Raw genomic sequence first — 14,807 nt, forward strand, 5'->3', positions numbered from 1 at the left:
TCAGGAAATGCAGATTAAAGACGAAAACGCCATCAATCTTGCGGTCGCTGTTCATGAGGATGAAGGGGCGGCCCGCTGGACACACGACGACATTGCCGTCGAAGTGCCTGTGGCGCTGGTCTATAACTATATCTCGCATGCCGTGATGATGGCCACGCCCGATGACTTGCAGGATTTTGCGCTGGGTTTCAGCCTGACCGAAGACATCATTGCCGATGCCGGCGAAGTCAGTCATATCCATGTGCAATCAGGAAAAAATGGGATTACGGTCCGGCTTCAGATCAGCGACGAACGCTTTGAAGCGCTGCGCGAACGCCGCCGTAATATGGTCGGCCGCACGGGCTGCGGTTTGTGTGGTGTGGAAAGTCTTAAACAGGCCATTCGTGTCATTGAGCCGGTACAAAGTGTGGCGGTCACTGATGAAGCTATCCAAAAAGCCCTGGCTGAGGTGAATCAACATCAGCCGCTGCAACAGGCAACCGGTGCAACCCATGCCGCAGCCTGGTGTGATCTTGAAGGCCATATTCTGCTGGTCAGGGAAGATGTCGGTCGTCACAACGCCCTCGACAAACTGATCGGCGCTTTCACCAAGACCGGCTATTCGGTGCATGACGGTTTTGTCCTGGTCACCAGCCGCGCCAGTTACGAAATGGTCCAGAAAAGCGCCAGTGCCGGTTTCGGATGTCTGGTGGCGGTGTGGGCGCCTACTTCACTGGCTGTGGAGCAGGCGCAGGAAGTGGGGATGAAGCTGGTGGGGTTTGCCCGCGATGGTCGTCATATTGTCTATCACGATCCCGACAGCGAGGAACAACATGAAAAAGCCCGTCGGGCAGTCTGAGGAATTACCGGGATGAGTCATAAGCAACTGGATACCCTGATCCGTATGATCAATCAGATCGCGGCTAATAACGGGGCATACCCCCATGATGAAGCGGCCGAGCGCGTGGCCAGTCATCTTCAACGTTTCTGGGCACGCAGCATGAAAACCATGATCATTGAGTATCGGCTGTCAGAGGGGGATGAACTGAGTCCGATTGCCAAAGAGGCAGTAGCGATACTGGCGCAGGCTGCTGTCAGTAAACAGCAGGGTGCTGACTCGGCCGTTCAGGCATAAATATTGCCCAAACCACGTTTCTGACAGCGGTTTATGTTGCTTTTCCCTGCCGCGCTTAGGTATAAGCGTGGCGTTTTCTTCGGTCACCACCGTGTCTTTGTTCGTAGTGGCTGAAATGCTCTCTCATTGCCACACTGGCGCGCCGTCGTTCTTCACCTCTGCGCCTGTCAGCATAATGCTTGTAGGTGCACTGGCAGCGTGAAGCATCACAGCCTTCGACCGGGAGACTCATGGCCTCATGAGCCAGAAAACGCCTTCCCCGCAGTGCGATGGCTGCATCGCAAGGATGAGAGCCGGGCTCGATGCTGACTGCATGGAAACGGGTCTGAGCAGGGGAATTAGCGGTGTTATCTGAGCTACGTCGCAGCGGAGAACGACTGCTTTTAGGTTCCGGCCAGAACCAGATCAACAAAAGCAGAGCGGGAACAAGCAAAAAATATAGCCAATCGTTCATTTCACGATACTCCCGCCAGGAGGGCTATCCGGTATAAAGGATTCACCTGACAGCTTTAATATAGCACACCCGTTTTTTTAATGTATATCAATGCTTTGTCCTGTTTGGGGCGCTGATATTATCTTTAGCTGATAGGGGTGGGTTGCCGCGCATCATTGATATGTACATAGACGATTTCAGCCGTCGCCACGGGCAGGATTTGTTCCTCACCGGACTGTCTGCGTTCGACATAGACGTTTATATCAATCGTCACCGAACTGGTACCGACTTTGTTGACGTCGGCATAAATGCTGACGATATCACTGACCAGAACCGGGGCAAGAAAACGGAAATCCTTGACTGCCACGGTGACTACCCGGCCGCCGGCACGCCTGCTGGCGACTATACCGCCGGCAATATCGCACTGAGACATCATCCAGCCACCGAAAATATCACCGGCGACATTCACATCGTTGGGGCGGGCCATGATTCTGAGAATGGCGTGTTCATCTGGCAGGCTGTGGCTCATTCGTGTTCCTTCTGTTCTCAATGCTTTGCATACCGGCGTCATCCAGCCGGGTGCCATGTTATTCTACTCATAGCAACTAGACATGTACCAGCAGACTCATGCACAAGGTGATGAGATGATTATCCTTAGGCTGGAAAATATCAGCTGCCTTGGTGATAATCAGCTTGAACTGTTGTCTTGTTCAGGACAGAAATAAAATAAAAGAGAGGAAAACAATGCGGATAAGGCAGATTCTGGGGGCTTTGAGCAGCGTGCTGATGATCACAGCCTGCTCGGTCGATACACAGGAAGAGTGGCCTTTATTTGGTGGTAATGAACTGCATCAGCGTCACAGTCCACTCACCCAGATTACGCCTGATAACGTTAATGAACTTGAACCTGCCTGGGAATTTCACAGTGGTATTGAAGCCACTTTTCAGGCGACACCGATTGTCAAAAACGGTGTGATGTATGTTTCCCTCCCGTTTAATGATGTCGTGGCGCTGGATGCCGCCAGTGGAGAACGCTTGTGGCGTTACCAGCATGACTGGGATGAAACCCGCAATATGTGTTGTGGTCCGGCTAACCGCGGTGTAGCCGTGTCGCAGGGGCGGGTATTTATGGGCACGGTCGATGGCCGTCTGATTGCCCTGGATGCGCAAACCGGCGCGAAGCTGTGGGATGAGGATGTCACCAAGGGTAAGAGCGGTATTCGTGAAGACATTTCCATTCTGGCGGGCGACACAGAAGGTGAAGTTTCCGGGACTTCGGGCGCCGGCCTGAATATGGCGCCGATGGTTTACAAAGGCAAAGTCATTATCGGTATCACGGGGGTCGGCTATGGCCTGCACCTGGATTCGCCCGATCCCAATGCACCACTGGGTGCGGTTGTCGGGATTGCGGGTAAATACGGCCGCCGGGGTTTTCTTGCTGCTTATGATATTGAAACCGGCGAACAGGCCTGGCAGTTTGACACGATTCCGGAGCAGGGCTGGGAAGGTGACTTTGTCGAAACCACGCCGGACGGTGAGATTTTGCCGCGGGATATTGAAGCTGAAAAAGCGGCTGCCGATGACTATGCCGATGCCTGGCGCTATGGCGGGGGCTCAGCCTGGAGTACACCAGCGATCGATCATGATACCGATACCCTGTACTTCGGCACCGGTAACCCTTCACCCCAGATGGAAGGCTCATCCCGCCCCGGTGACAATCTCTACACGTCCTCTCTGGTTGCCCTGGATGCGACCACCGGTGAGTTGAAATGGTATTTCCAGCAGGTGCCGCATGATATGTGGGGCTATGATGTGGCCAGTCCGCCGGTACTGTTTGACGTCAGACGCGATGGTGAATCAATTCCGGCCGTTGGACAGGCGGGTAAAACCGGCTGGTTTTATGTGCTCAACCGACATACGGGCGAATTGATCTTCAAAAGTGAAGCCTATGTGCCACAGCAGAATATGTTCCAGTCTCCCTCCAAAGCCGGTACGGTGATTTACCCCGGCGTATTAGGCGGTTCCAACTGGTCACCGGTTTCGCTGGACCCTGAACGTCGCCTGGTATTTATCGCCGGTATTCACTGGCCGGTTACCTACAGTCTGCATCAGTTGGAAGGCAAAAATGGTGAAGCCGGTGTTCAGTATTCTTCAATGTCACCGGTGAATACCGAGGAGCGTTATGGTTTGCTCAGTGCCATCAATATCGACACCGGTGAACTGGTCTGGCAGCATAAAACCCCCGATCCCTTGCTGGGAGGGGTACTTAGCACAGCCAGCGGACTTGTCTTCAGTGGTGAAGGCAGTGGTGAGTTATTTGCACTGGATTCAGAAAGCGGGAAAAAATTGTGGTCAGCGTCAACAGAGGCCGGTGTCAATGCGCCGCCAATTAGTTATCAGATAGGTGGCAAACAGTATGTGGCCGTCGTGGCAGGCGGTAATAAACTGTTCGGTTTCAAGGGGGGCGATGCCCTGAAAGTGTGGGCACTGCCATAGCGAATATGCGCTGCTGCTAAGCTGCCCACGCAGTTTTTCTTAGGCCACCACCATCATGATTGGAGGTCGTGTGCGATGGAAGCAGCAAATAAACGCGCCTTCTGGCAGCGTCTGTTTCAGCTACAGCCGGATTTCCGGTTAAGTGCCTGGCTACTTTTGCGGCTGCTGGCACTCATCTACCTGGTTGCCTTTGCTTCTCTGTATGGACAGATCGCCGGTCTGATTGGGCCCGACGGAATCCTGCCTTTTGAACAGGTACTCGACCGCGCCTACCGCAGTGAAGGCTGGCAGGCCTGGCTGCAACTGCCTAACCTGTTCTGGTTCAATGCCTCGGATTTAGCACTCAAGACCGCCATACTGGCGGGCTGTGTTTTCTCGCTTTTGTTACTGTTTGACAGGTTGTCGCAGTTCTCAGCGATTATGTTGTTCGTTCTCTATCTGTCGCTGTATCACGCCGGACAGATTTTTCTGAGTTTTCAGTGGGACAGCCTGTTACTGGAAGCCGGTTTTCTGGGCATTTTCCTGGTATCCGGGCCAAGCTTGTGGCTGATCCTGCTTTATGAATGGCTGTTGTTCCGGTTTCGATTTATGTCTGGTATGTCCAAGCTGCTTTCTGGTGACCCCAGTTGGTCCGGCTTCAGCGCCTTGCAACATTATTTTGAAACCCAGCCCCTGCCGCATATCGGTGCCTGGTATGCTCACCAGTTTCCGAGCTGGTTGCATCAATTAGGCGTCGGCTTTACTTTTTTCACTGAGCTGCTGGTGCCGTTTCTTATCTTTATGCCGAGGCGCTGGCGTATTGCCGCGGCGATGATCACGATTTTTATGCAGCTCCTGATTATTGCCACCAGTAACCATGCATATGTAAACCTGCTGGTCATCGTGCTCTGCGTCCTGCTGCTGGATGATCGTATTATCCGTCGACTGCTACCCAGGTGGCTGCATCAGGCTGGCAAAGGTGAGGTTCGTGAGCCGGGTCTGATTAAGTCAGGACTAACGCTGATATCCGGCCTGTTGATTGTCTTTGTCAGTTGCACTGCCCTTTATATGTATGCCACACGCAGCTTCCTGCCCGAGCCGGTAATGAGAGTGGCTAACTGGACTCAAAGCTGGGGTATAGGACATATCTATCATATCTTTCCGACCATGCAGACATCGCGACAGGAACTGGTTATTCAGGGCAGTAACGATGGGACAAACTGGCAGGATTATGAGTTTAAATTTAAACCGGGTGCTGTATCTGAACCACCCGGTTTCATCGTGCCACATCATCCGCGTCTCGACTGGATGATGTGGTTTGTACCGACACAATCCGGGCGTCAGTTACAGTGGTTCAGGCAATTTCAGCACCAGCTTAAAAAAGGCTCGCCAGCGGTGCTCGATTTATTGGCGCATAACCCGTTCCCGGACAAGCCGCCACGCTTTCTGCGGGTTCAGGCTTATGATTACCGGTTCACCACCCCAGAACAACGTCAGCAAAGCGGCGACTGGTGGCGAAGTGATTATCTGGGGTTATTTCCCTATGTTGCTCCCAGAAGGCCATAGCTGATATTTCTGAGTCTATCTTTTGTAGCGGGAGCTTAGATGCAGTTTTACATCGGTACATCCGGCTGGGTTTATCCGCACTGGCAGGAAAAATTCTATCCGCAGGACATGGCTGAGTCTGAATGGCTAGATTATTACGCCAGGCATTTAAACTGTGTTGAACTGAACCGCAGTTTCTATCGCCTGCCATCCACTGACAATATCAGGGAATGGGTTGAAGCAACGCCCGAGAACTTTCTGTTTGCGGTCAAAGCCAGTCGCTATATTACCCATATGAAAAAACTCAAGGACCCGGACAAGACGCTCAAGTCGCTAATTGATGTGATCGGGGGAATGGGCGATAAACTGGGGCCTTTGCTGTTTCAGTTGCCGCCGCGCTGGTCCGCTGACCCTGAACGTCTGGCGCAATTTCTGGAAGCCTTGCCCGATGATTTGAAGGTCGCGGTCGAGTGCCGTGACCACAGTTGGCACAGCGATGAGATAATGGATTGCTTATCAGCATATAACGCCGCGTTTTGTGTCTATGACCTCGATGGATTTACCAGTCCGGCTGTCACTACTGCTGACTTTGTCTATCTGCGTCTGCATGGACCGGATGGAGCTTATTCCGGCAGTTATTCAGATGCACAGCTGAGAGAATGGGCGAACTGGCTCAGGCAACAGCCGGTGAAATCCGCCTTTGTTTTCTTCGACAATGATCAGGAAGGCTATGCCGTAAAAAACGCACTGGCATTGCATGCTATCTTGAGCAACTGAAATGTCAGGGATGACTGAGTGCTTATATCCACATACGGGCGCGCATAATCATACAGGCCGCGATGCCGAAGCTGACACCCGATACAAACGCGAAAATATTATCAAGCGCGAAAGGGATGGAAATACCTGAACCCAGATAAAGGAAGGGCATGGCATTGTATATGGGATTGGGCAGCATCATTAACCTCCCTGTTAATTACGGTTAGAGATTTGAAATGCTGTTCATCAGCTTGAGTCTTTAATTGAAAGGCCATGATGAAACAGAAGCTGACAGTCAGACCAAACAAATCATGGTGGCAGCCTATGATTTCAGTGCCGACGACGTCATCATTTCAGTGATGAATCCCTTCAGGGCCAAGCAATCTAATTGGCGACATCCCTGTCCAGAATCTCATCTTCCTTTGACGGGATTCGTATTCCCTTGGACATAGATTCGTCGATCTGCTGCTGTTGGGCCACCCCTTATTTGTGGGGAGAAATGGCGGGGGAAGGAGGATCAGGGAAACTCAGGGGCATGCTGCCGGGATCGTCAAACTTATTTGACTGCCTGATTGGTAAGCCGGACCACAACAGCTGAGACTGGTGACTCACCACCCGGGCGTGAGTCGCGGCCTGTCAGCGAATGAGGCGTGCCCGAATGCTGCGTCCTTTGACTTTACCGTTGGTCAGGTAATGCAGCGCCTGTCGGGAAGCGGATTCTTCGACAGCCACATAACTGGACATTTCAAAGATATCAATCTTGCCGATGTGTTTTCCCGCCAGACCGGCGTCACCGGTCAATGCGCCCAGGATATCGCCGGGGCGTAGTTTGTTTTTTCTGCCGGCATCTAGCTGTAGCGTCACCATCGGCGCTTTCAGCGAAAAGTCCTTGGCAGGCTTTAAGGAGGAGGGAACATCGCAGGGGCAGGGCTGTTGTCGATAATTCTCAATAGCGTTGATCCGGGGCGTTTGCGCCGGAGTCACCATACTGACTGCCAGGCCTTTTTCACCGGCACGACCGGTACGTCCGATGCGGTGGACATAGACTTCGGGATCACGGGGCAACTCATAGTTGATTACCATCTGCAGTGATTTGATATCCAGTCCCCGTGCCGCCACATCTGTTGCCACCAGTACCGGACAACTGTTATTGGCAAACCGCACCAGCACCTGATCCCGTTGCCGCTGTTCCAGGTCGCCGTGAATGGCAAGTGCCGTGATCTGTTTGTCACGGAGCAGGCTGGCAACTTCATCGCACTGTTTTTTTGTATGGCAGAAAACAACACAGCTTTGTGGCTGGTAGTGTTGTAACAACGCCAGCAAGGTTGTCTCGCGTTGCTGTTCTGTGATCTCATAAAACATCTGTTCAATGCTATCGGCTTGATGTTCTGCCTCGACGGTTATCCGGGCGGGATCATGCTGAATATGACGACTGATTTGCTGAATACCGTCAGGGTAGGTGGCAGAAAACAGCAGTGTCTGCCGTGATGCTGGTGTCTGCGCGATAATATCCTGCATAACTTCGGCAAAGCCCATATCCAGCATGCGGTCTGCTTCATCCAGTACCAGCATTTTCAGGCTGTCCAGCTTCAGAGTGTTTTTACGCAGGTGATCCTGTACCCGGCCCGGCGTCCCCACTACAATGTGCGCGCCGTGTTCCAGTGAACCGATCTGGGGGCCAATTGGTTTACCACCACAAAGCATCACCAGTTTGATATTGGGCATGAATCGCGCGAGTTTTCGTATTTCTGTGCCGACCTGTTCAGCAAGCTCCCGGGTCGGACATAAAACCAGTGCCTGAACACCAAAAAAGCGAGGGTTAAGCACATCAAGCAGGCCAATACCAAAAGCGGCCGTTTTACCACTTCCCGTTTTGGCCTGAGCAATGATGTCCCGACCGTTGAGGATAAAGGGCAGGGTCTGAGCCTGTATCTCGGTCATCGTCTGGTAACCGAGCGAACTGAGTCCATCAAGCTGTGGTTTGGACAGCGGCAGGGAAGTGAAGGCGGTCATAATGGCTTTATTTATGTAGTGAAGTGGATTGGCAGAGTTGCCTGGGAGCAGAAACAAAAAAGCCCTGAAAAGGAATTTTCAGGGCTTTCCGGAATCTTGTGTGGCTCCCCGAGCTGGACTCGAACCAGCGACCCAATGATTAACAGTCATTTGCTCTACCAACTGAGCTATCGGGGAACAGAAAGATGCGTATGATAGAGGCTGAGACCGGGGGCGTCAAGGATTAGCGGTAATTTTTTGCAATTACAAAATGCAGAAGCCGATCTGCCGGGGTAAGTGTTTGATTTTTCATTTTGCGGGCAGGTAAGGTTTCCGGGTGTTGCGCTAACAAAATACGGTTAACAGGAGGTTTGCATGGAATTTCTGGCACCGGTAAGTACCGCGGTTATGGCCGTGATATGGGTGATTTACCTTCAGCTTTTTTTCGTGCAGTATCGGCGTAACAGTCGGCCCTATCTTGTTTTCCACCATGCTCAGAATGACAATCCGGATGCACTTTGCCTGCTGGTCAATATGGGTGAGTTGCCTGTACATGTGCAGACGGTACAGGCCGTGGTTTACTTTAAAAATGGTCAATCCATCACTACCACGGTCACCGATTTTGAGCGTATCAATACTGAACAGCATAATGTTCAGCAGAGCCTGAGGCAGGGACCATTACTGTCAGGCGGTTATCTGGTGTTGGGGTCATTCAGGAATATCCTATGTGGTGACCAGGATGAAAGCGAGGGCAACCGGCGAATGGATGAGATAGAAGGGCTGGAATTACGTGTTGCTGTGATCCACGGTCCCAGTCGATTTCCTGTTGGTGCGAGGAGGTCATTCCGAATCGAACATCAGCCAGAACCGCGGATACAGCCGGCCAATATTCATACAGAGCAGTTAAGCAGAAAGCGTGACCAGAGCACAGTGAGAGAATGGATAGAATGTGATTTGAACCCTCGCAGGAAGGGCAGTTCGGAATCGGACAGTTCTTCGCAGGAAGAACTGTCCGAAGACTAGAAAGCTTTATTTAGCAATAAATGCTGCGATTCTATCGAGTGCCTTACGCAGGTTTTCTTCGCTGGTGGCAATCGACAGACGCACATGGTTTTTCAGGCCAAAAGCGGTGCCGGGTACCACTGCAACACCCTCATCAACCAGCAGCGCTTCGGCAAAGTCCATATCGTCTTTCAGGGCTGGCTTGTGCTCGAGTACACCGGCAATATTCGGAAAGACATAGAAAGTACCATTGGTTTCCAGGCAGTCAATGCCATCCATACCATTCAGGGTCGATACCACAAAGTCATGGCGCTTTTTGAATTCAACCAACATGTCATCAATGCAGGATTGATCACCATTGAGGGCTTCTACTGCCGCAGCCTGTGAGATCGAAGCCGGATTGGAGGTGCTTTGTGACTGTACTTTTTTCATCGCTGCAATCAGCGCAGCCGGACCCGCTGCGTAGCCGATACGCCAGCCAGTCATGGAATAGGCTTTCGAAACCCCATTCATCACCAGGGTTCTGTCATACAGATCGGGATTGGCATTAACGATATTGCAGAAGGGCTCATCGGCCCAGTAGATATGCTCATACATATCGTCAGTCGCGATCAGAATATCCGGATGTTTGCGCAGTACGGCGCCCAGCGCTTCCAGTTCAGCGCGGCTGTAGGCCATACCGGTCGGGTTGGACGGGCTGTTGATAACAAACAGGCGGGTTTTGTCAGTGATCGCCGCTTCCAGCTGTTCGGGAGTGATTTTGAACTGATTTTCCTGACCAGCTTCGATAATGACCGGCTTACCATCAGCCAGCAGGGTCATATCCGGGTAGGAAACCCAGTAAGGGGCGGGTATGATGACTTCATCACCGGCTTGCAGGTAAGCCTGAGCCAGGTTGAAAAAGCTCTGTTTACCACCGACGGAAACCAGAATCTGCTTGGCTTCGTAATTGAGGCCATTGTCGCGTGCGAACTTTTTAATGATTGCCTGTTTCAAATCAGCTGTGCCATCAACCGGTGTGTATTTGGTCATACCGCTGTTGATTGCCCGAATCGCAGCCTGTTTAATGTGCTCTGGTGTATCAAAGTCGGGTTCACCCGCACCCAGACCAATCACATCTTTGCCTTCGGCCCTGAGTTCGGCAGCCCGGGCAGTGATGGCAAGAGTCGGTGAGGGTTTGATGTTTTGAACGCGTTGGGAGAGCTTGATAGTCAAAATCTTTCCTTCAGTAAAACGTTACTAAATTTAACCAAAAAAGGCCTGTTTATCTTTCATCTCACAGCAACACTAGAGGGCTGAAAGATAAATAAACTCTTGTAATATACGCCAAACTAAATCGATGCTAAAGACGTATGAGTAAAGAATTGCAGTTAGTCAGCGAGTTTTCTCCGGCCGGTGATCAGCCGACCGCAATCGCTGCTTTGATTGAGGGCCTGGAGAACGGTGAAATGTGGCAGACCCTGCTCGGCGTCACCGGCTCGGGCAAGACCTTCACCGTGGCTAATGTTGCGCAAGCCGTTCAGCGTCCGGTTATGGTTCTGGCACCCAACAAGACCCTCGCCGCCCAGCTTTACAGCGAAATGAAAGACTTTTTCCCGCATAACGCGGTGGAATACTTTGTTTCCTACTACGACTACTATCAGCCCGAGGCCTATGTGCCTTCATCGGACACGTTTATCGATAAGGATGCTTCGGTCAACGAACAGATTGAACAGATGCGGCTGTCGGCCACCAAGGCCATGCTGGAGCGGCGTGATGCGATTATTGTCTCCAGTGTGTCCTGTATTTACGGTCTGGGCGAAAAAGATGCCTACCTGGAAATGGTGCTGCATCTTGTCCAGGGTGATGTCATCGGCCAGCGCGATATTCTGCGCCGACTGACTGAGCTGCAGTACACCCGTAACGACATTGAACTGCATCGTGGTACTTACCGCGTTCGCGGTGAGGTCATTGATATTTTCCCGGCAGAATCCGAGCGCGACGCGGTCCGGGTTGAACTGTTTGATGATGAAATCGAACAAATCAGCTATTTCGACCCGCTGACCGGTGAGCTGCTGCAGCGTCTGAGCCGGATTACCATCTACCCGAAAACCCACTATGTAACGCCGCGGGAGAACCTGCTGAAAGCCGTCGATGCGATCAAGGAAGAATTACGCGAGAGACTGCAGGAACTCAACGAGCAGAATAAGCTGGTGGAAGCTCAGCGGCTGGAGCAACGTACCCGCTTTGATATTGAAATGTTACTGGAGCTGGGCTACTGCAACGGCATAGAGAACTACTCACGTCACTTGTCCGGTCGCAGTGCCGGCGAAGCGCCGCCGACATTATTTGATTATCTCCCGGATGATGCCGTACTGGTGATTGACGAAAGCCATGTCATGGTGCCGCAGATTGGTGCGATGTATAAAGGCGACCGTTCGCGTAAGCAGACCTTGGTGGATTACGGTTTCCGTCTGCCCTCGGCACTGGATAACCGGCCTTTGATGTTCGAGGAATGGGAAAAGCTGGCGCCACAAACCATCTTCGTGTCAGCAACCCCGGGCAAATATGAATATGCGCACTCCAGTACCATTGTTGAGCAGGTGGTCAGGCCGACCGGTCTGGTCGATCCCCAGGTTGAAATCCGGCCGGTAACGACGCAGGTTGACGATCTGCTGTCTGAAGTCAACAAACGCAGTGCAGTGAATGAACGGGTGCTGGTCACCACGCTGACCAAGCGCATGGCGGAGGATTTAACCGAGTACCTGCGCGAGCACAATGTCAAAGTGCGTTACCTGCATTCAGATATCGATACGGTGGAGCGGGTCGAGATTATCCGTGATCTGCGGCTGGGTGAGTTTGATGTGCTGGTGGGGATCAACCTGTTGCGTGAAGGCCTGGATATTCCTGAAGTCTCGCTGGTGGCGATTCTGGATGCCGACAAGGAAGGCTTTCTGCGCAGTGATCGTTCACTGATACAGACCATAGGCCGGGCTGCCCGTAACCTGAATGGCAGGGCGATTCTCTATGCTGATGAGATCACAGGTTCAATGCAGAGAGCGATTGAGGAAACCGAGCGGCGTCGGGAAAAACAGATTGCGTTTAACGAAGAGCACGGTATTACCCCGCAAGGTATCAAAAAAGCGATTCGAACCGGGATGGATGACGCATCTGAACGTGCCAGCAAGAGAGAGTTCGCCAAAGTGGCAGAAGAGCAGGCCGAGTACGCCTCACTCACGCCACAACAGCTGGCCAAACGCATCAAAAAAATCGAACAAGCGATGTACAAACATGCGCAAAATCTTGAATTTGAAGATGCTGCCAGACTGCGTGACGAACTGGAACATCTGCGAAAAGTGGCACTGGGACCGGTTGTGGTCTAAAGGACTTGCATTATGACTCAGGCTGCGTATAATTTCGCAGCTTCCACGGCAGGCACGTAGCTCAGTTGGTTAGAGCACCACCTTGACATGGTGGGGGTCGTTGGTTCGAATCCAATCGTGCCTACCAGTTTTCTAAAAGCACCCAGGGGTGCTTTTTTGGTTTTTAAGGCCCCTCGTATAGGCCACAACCAAGGATTTGAAATGATTTCAGTCACCCTTCCTGATGGCAGTCAACGCCAGTTCGATCACCCCGTTTCCATTCACGATATTGCTTACGATATTGGTGCAGGTCTGGCCCGCGCTGCGCTGGCTGGCAAAGTCAACGGTAAGCTGGTCGACACATCCTACGTTATCAGTGATGATGCCGAAGTCGCGATTGTGACCGAGCGTGATGAGGAAGGCCTCGATATCATTCGCCACTCCACTTCTCATCTGATGGCCCAGGCCGTCAAACAGCTTTATCCGGAAGCGCAGGTCACCATCGGCCCGGTCATTGAAGACGGCTTCTATTACGACTTCTCCTATCCGCAGGGCTTCACCCCGGATGATCTGGCCAAGATCGAACAACGTATGGAAGAACTGGTTAAAGAAGACCTGCCAGTACGTCGTGAAGAGATCTCCCGTGATGCCGGTATCGACATGTTCCGTGATATGGGCGAAATCTATAAAGCCGAGATCCTGGAAGACATTCCCAAAGATGAAACTCTGTCTGTGTATCGTCAGGGCGATTTTGTCGACCTGTGCCGCGGACCCCACGTGCCCAGTACCGGCAAGCTGAAAGCCTTCAAATTGATGAAACTGGCCGGCGCCTATTGGCGTGGCAAGTCAGATAATGAAATGCTGCAACGGATTTACGGCACGGCCTGGCAGGATAAAAAAACGCTGAAGCAGTACCTGCACCGTCTGGAAGAAGCCGAGAAGCGCGATCATCGTAAAATTGCCAAGAGCCTGGACCTGTTCCATCTTCAGGAAGAAGCGGCCGGTATGATTTTCTGGCATGACAATGGCTGGCAGATTTACCGTGTGGTCGAAAACTATATTCGTGACGTGCTGCGTGACAATGATTATCAGGAAGTACGGACGCCGCAGGTGGTTGATCGCAGCCTGTGGGAAAAATCCGGTCACTGGGACAAGTTCGGGGACATGATTTTCAGTACCCATTCGGAAAGCCGTGATTACGCAGTCAAACCGATGAACTGCCCCTGTCATATTCAGATTTTCAATCAGGGCCTGAAGAGTTACCGGGATCTGCCATTGCGGATGGCCGAGTTTGGTTCCTGTCATCGTAATGAACCATCAGGCACCTTGCATGGTCTGATGCGTCTGCGCGGATTTACCCAGGATGATGCGCATATCTTCTGTACTGAAGATCAAATCCAGTCAGAAGTCGCGACTTTTATTGAACTGTTACATGAAGTCTATGCGGACTTCGGCTTTAACGAAATTATCGTTAAGTTATCCACCCGTCCGGAAAACCGGGTAGGTAGTGATGAAGTCTGGGACAAGGCCGAACATGCGCTGGAGCAGGCGCTGAATGCTGCTGAACTGGACTGGGATCTGCAACCGGGCGAGGGCGCTTTCTACGGGCCGAAAATCGAATTTTCGCTAAAAGATTGCCTGGGACGGGTTTGGCAGTGCGGTACGATTCAGGTCGACTTCTCCATGCCTGGACGGCTGGATGCCAGTTATGTCGCCGATGATGGCAGTAAACAAGTACCTGTTATGCTGCATCGTGCTATCCTTGGCTCGCTGGAACGTTTTATTGGTATTCTGATTGAAGAGTATGCCGGTGCCTTCCCGACCTGGCTTGCACCTAAGCAAGTGATGGTAATGGGCATCAGTGATAAACAGGCCGATTACGTCAAACAAGTTGCTCAAAATTTGCAGAAACAAGACTTTAGAGTCGATACAGACTTGAGAAACGAAAAAATTGGCTTTAAAATACGCGAGCATACACTTCGCCGCGTTCCGTATTTATTAGTTGTCGGTGAACGTGAAGAACAGAATCAAGCCGTGGCGGTACGTACACGCAAGGGTGAAGATCTCGGCGCAATGTCGCTTGAAGAATTTACCAGCTTGCTGCAGGAAGACGTCGCTCGCCGCGGTCGAATTATTTTAGAGGACTAGA

General features: G+C 51.9%; 13 protein-coding genes and 2 tRNA genes. 9 read left to right on the forward strand and 6 right to left on the reverse strand.

Features of this window, described 5'->3' with window-relative positions:
- Positions 1 to 7 precede the first annotated feature (7 nt).
- Positions 8 to 838 (forward strand): formate dehydrogenase accessory sulfurtransferase FdhD, encoded by an 831-nt coding sequence (gene fdhD, locus FH755_RS11995; protein WP_292441359.1) that lies wholly within the window; start codon positions 8 to 10, stop codon positions 836 to 838.
- A 12-nt stretch (positions 839 to 850) separates the two neighbouring features.
- Positions 851 to 1,114 (forward strand): formate dehydrogenase subunit delta, encoded by a 264-nt coding sequence (locus FH755_RS12000; RefSeq protein ID WP_292441360.1) that lies wholly within the window; start codon positions 851 to 853, stop codon positions 1,112 to 1,114.
- A 55-nt stretch (positions 1,115 to 1,169) separates the two neighbouring features.
- Here FH755_RS12000 and FH755_RS12005 read toward each other — a convergent pair whose 3' ends face one another.
- On the reverse strand, positions 1,170 to 1,568 hold the full coding sequence (locus FH755_RS12005; RefSeq protein ID WP_292441361.1) for a hypothetical protein: 399 nt from the start codon (positions 1,566 to 1,568) through the stop codon (positions 1,170 to 1,172).
- Positions 1,569 to 1,692: 124 nt separating this feature from the next.
- Positions 1,693 to 2,076 carry an acyl-CoA thioesterase gene (locus tag FH755_RS12010; protein ID WP_292441362.1) on the reverse strand — a complete coding sequence of 128 codons (384 nt, stop codon included), beginning with the start codon at positions 2,074 to 2,076 and terminating at the stop codon, positions 1,693 to 1,695.
- A 215-nt stretch (positions 2,077 to 2,291) separates the two neighbouring features.
- On the opposite strand from FH755_RS12010, the gene FH755_RS12015 reads away from it, so the two are divergent.
- The 3 genes from FH755_RS12015 (at position 2,292) to FH755_RS12025 (ending at position 6,344) form a co-directional block, all read left to right on the forward strand.
- The gene (locus FH755_RS12015; protein WP_292441363.1) at positions 2,292 to 4,043 is read left to right on the forward strand and encodes a PQQ-binding-like beta-propeller repeat protein; all 1,752 of its coding nucleotides are present in this window, start codon (positions 2,292 to 2,294) and stop codon (positions 4,041 to 4,043) included.
- A gap of 75 nt (positions 4,044 to 4,118) precedes the next feature.
- Complete coding sequence (locus tag FH755_RS12020) at positions 4,119 to 5,588, forward strand: lipase maturation factor family protein (RefSeq protein ID WP_292441364.1); 1,470 nt, start codon at positions 4,119 to 4,121, stop codon at positions 5,586 to 5,588.
- 39 nt (positions 5,589 to 5,627) lie between these two features.
- A complete protein-coding gene (locus FH755_RS12025; RefSeq protein ID WP_292441365.1) occupies positions 5,628 to 6,344 on the forward strand; it encodes a DUF72 domain-containing protein in 717 nt (238 codons plus the stop codon).
- Positions 6,345 to 6,366: 22 nt separating this feature from the next.
- Here the strand turns inward: FH755_RS12025 and FH755_RS12030 are convergent, their stop codons facing one another.
- The 3 genes from FH755_RS12030 to FH755_RS12040 all read right to left on the reverse strand — a co-directional run bounded on the left by FH755_RS12030 (position 6,367) and on the right by FH755_RS12040 (position 8,513).
- Positions 6,367 to 6,525 carry a hypothetical protein gene (locus FH755_RS12030; protein WP_292441366.1) on the reverse strand — a complete coding sequence of 53 codons (159 nt, stop codon included), beginning with the start codon at positions 6,523 to 6,525 and terminating at the stop codon, positions 6,367 to 6,369.
- A 434-nt stretch (positions 6,526 to 6,959) separates the two neighbouring features.
- Positions 6,960 to 8,336, reverse strand: coding sequence for an ATP-dependent RNA helicase DbpA (gene dbpA / locus FH755_RS12035; protein ID WP_292441367.1), 1,377 nt, complete (start codon positions 8,334 to 8,336; stop codon positions 6,960 to 6,962).
- 101 nt (positions 8,337 to 8,437) lie between these two features.
- Positions 8,438 to 8,513: transfer RNA gene (locus tag FH755_RS12040), tRNA-Asn, on the reverse strand.
- Between the two features lie 177 nt (positions 8,514 to 8,690).
- Between FH755_RS12040 and FH755_RS12045 the strand changes: the two genes are divergently transcribed.
- The gene (locus FH755_RS12045; protein WP_292441368.1) at positions 8,691 to 9,338 is read left to right on the forward strand and encodes a hypothetical protein; all 648 of its coding nucleotides are present in this window, start codon (positions 8,691 to 8,693) and stop codon (positions 9,336 to 9,338) included.
- A 6-nt stretch (positions 9,339 to 9,344) separates the two neighbouring features.
- On the opposite strand, the gene FH755_RS12050 is transcribed toward FH755_RS12045, so the two are convergent.
- A complete protein-coding gene (locus FH755_RS12050) occupies positions 9,345 to 10,532 on the reverse strand; it encodes a pyridoxal phosphate-dependent aminotransferase (RefSeq protein ID WP_292441369.1) in 1,188 nt (395 codons plus the stop codon).
- A gap of 137 nt (positions 10,533 to 10,669) precedes the next feature.
- Here FH755_RS12050 and uvrB point away from each other — a divergent pair, with 137 nt between their 5' ends.
- The 3 genes from uvrB (at position 10,670) to thrS (ending at position 14,806) form a co-directional block, all read left to right on the forward strand.
- Positions 10,670 to 12,679, forward strand: coding sequence for an excinuclease ABC subunit UvrB (gene uvrB, locus FH755_RS12055; protein WP_292441370.1), 2,010 nt, complete (start codon positions 10,670 to 10,672; stop codon positions 12,677 to 12,679).
- Between the two features lie 50 nt (positions 12,680 to 12,729).
- Positions 12,730 to 12,806: transfer RNA gene (locus tag FH755_RS12060), tRNA-Val, on the forward strand.
- 74 nt (positions 12,807 to 12,880) lie between these two features.
- On the forward strand, positions 12,881 to 14,806 hold the full coding sequence (gene thrS / locus FH755_RS12065; protein WP_292441371.1) for a threonine--tRNA ligase: 1,926 nt from the start codon (positions 12,881 to 12,883) through the stop codon (positions 14,804 to 14,806).
- Position 14,807 lies beyond the last annotated feature (1 nt).

Source organism: Methylophaga sp., from assembly GCF_009711715.1.
Lineage (GTDB): Bacteria > Pseudomonadota > Gammaproteobacteria > Nitrosococcales > Methylophagaceae > Methylophaga.

Coding starts and splice junctions, on each gene's coding strand:
- FH755_RS12000 (WP_292441360.1), top strand. CDS start 851: ATGAGTCATAAGCAACTGGATACCCTGATCCGTATGATCAATCAGATC.
- fdhD (WP_292441359.1), top strand. CDS start 8: ATGCAGATTAAAGACGAAAACGCCATCAATCTTGCGGTCGCTGTTCAT.
- FH755_RS12015 (WP_292441363.1), top strand. CDS start 2,292: ATGCGGATAAGGCAGATTCTGGGGGCTTTGAGCAGCGTGCTGATGATC.
- FH755_RS12030 (WP_292441366.1), bottom strand. CDS start 6,525: ATGATGCTGCCCAATCCCATATACAATGCCATGCCCTTCCTTTATCTG.
- FH755_RS12025 (WP_292441365.1), top strand. CDS start 5,628: ATGCAGTTTTACATCGGTACATCCGGCTGGGTTTATCCGCACTGGCAG.
- FH755_RS12020 (WP_292441364.1), top strand. CDS start 4,119: ATGGAAGCAGCAAATAAACGCGCCTTCTGGCAGCGTCTGTTTCAGCTA.
- FH755_RS12045 (WP_292441368.1), top strand. CDS start 8,691: ATGGAATTTCTGGCACCGGTAAGTACCGCGGTTATGGCCGTGATATGG.
- thrS (WP_292441371.1), top strand. CDS start 12,881: ATGATTTCAGTCACCCTTCCTGATGGCAGTCAACGCCAGTTCGATCAC.
- FH755_RS12010 (WP_292441362.1), bottom strand. CDS start 2,076: ATGAGCCACAGCCTGCCAGATGAACACGCCATTCTCAGAATCATGGCC.
- FH755_RS12005 (WP_292441361.1), bottom strand. CDS start 1,568: ATGAACGATTGGCTATATTTTTTGCTTGTTCCCGCTCTGCTTTTGTTG.
- uvrB (WP_292441370.1), top strand. CDS start 10,670: ATGAGTAAAGAATTGCAGTTAGTCAGCGAGTTTTCTCCGGCCGGTGAT.
- dbpA (WP_292441367.1), bottom strand. CDS start 8,336: ATGACCGCCTTCACTTCCCTGCCGCTGTCCAAACCACAGCTTGATGGA.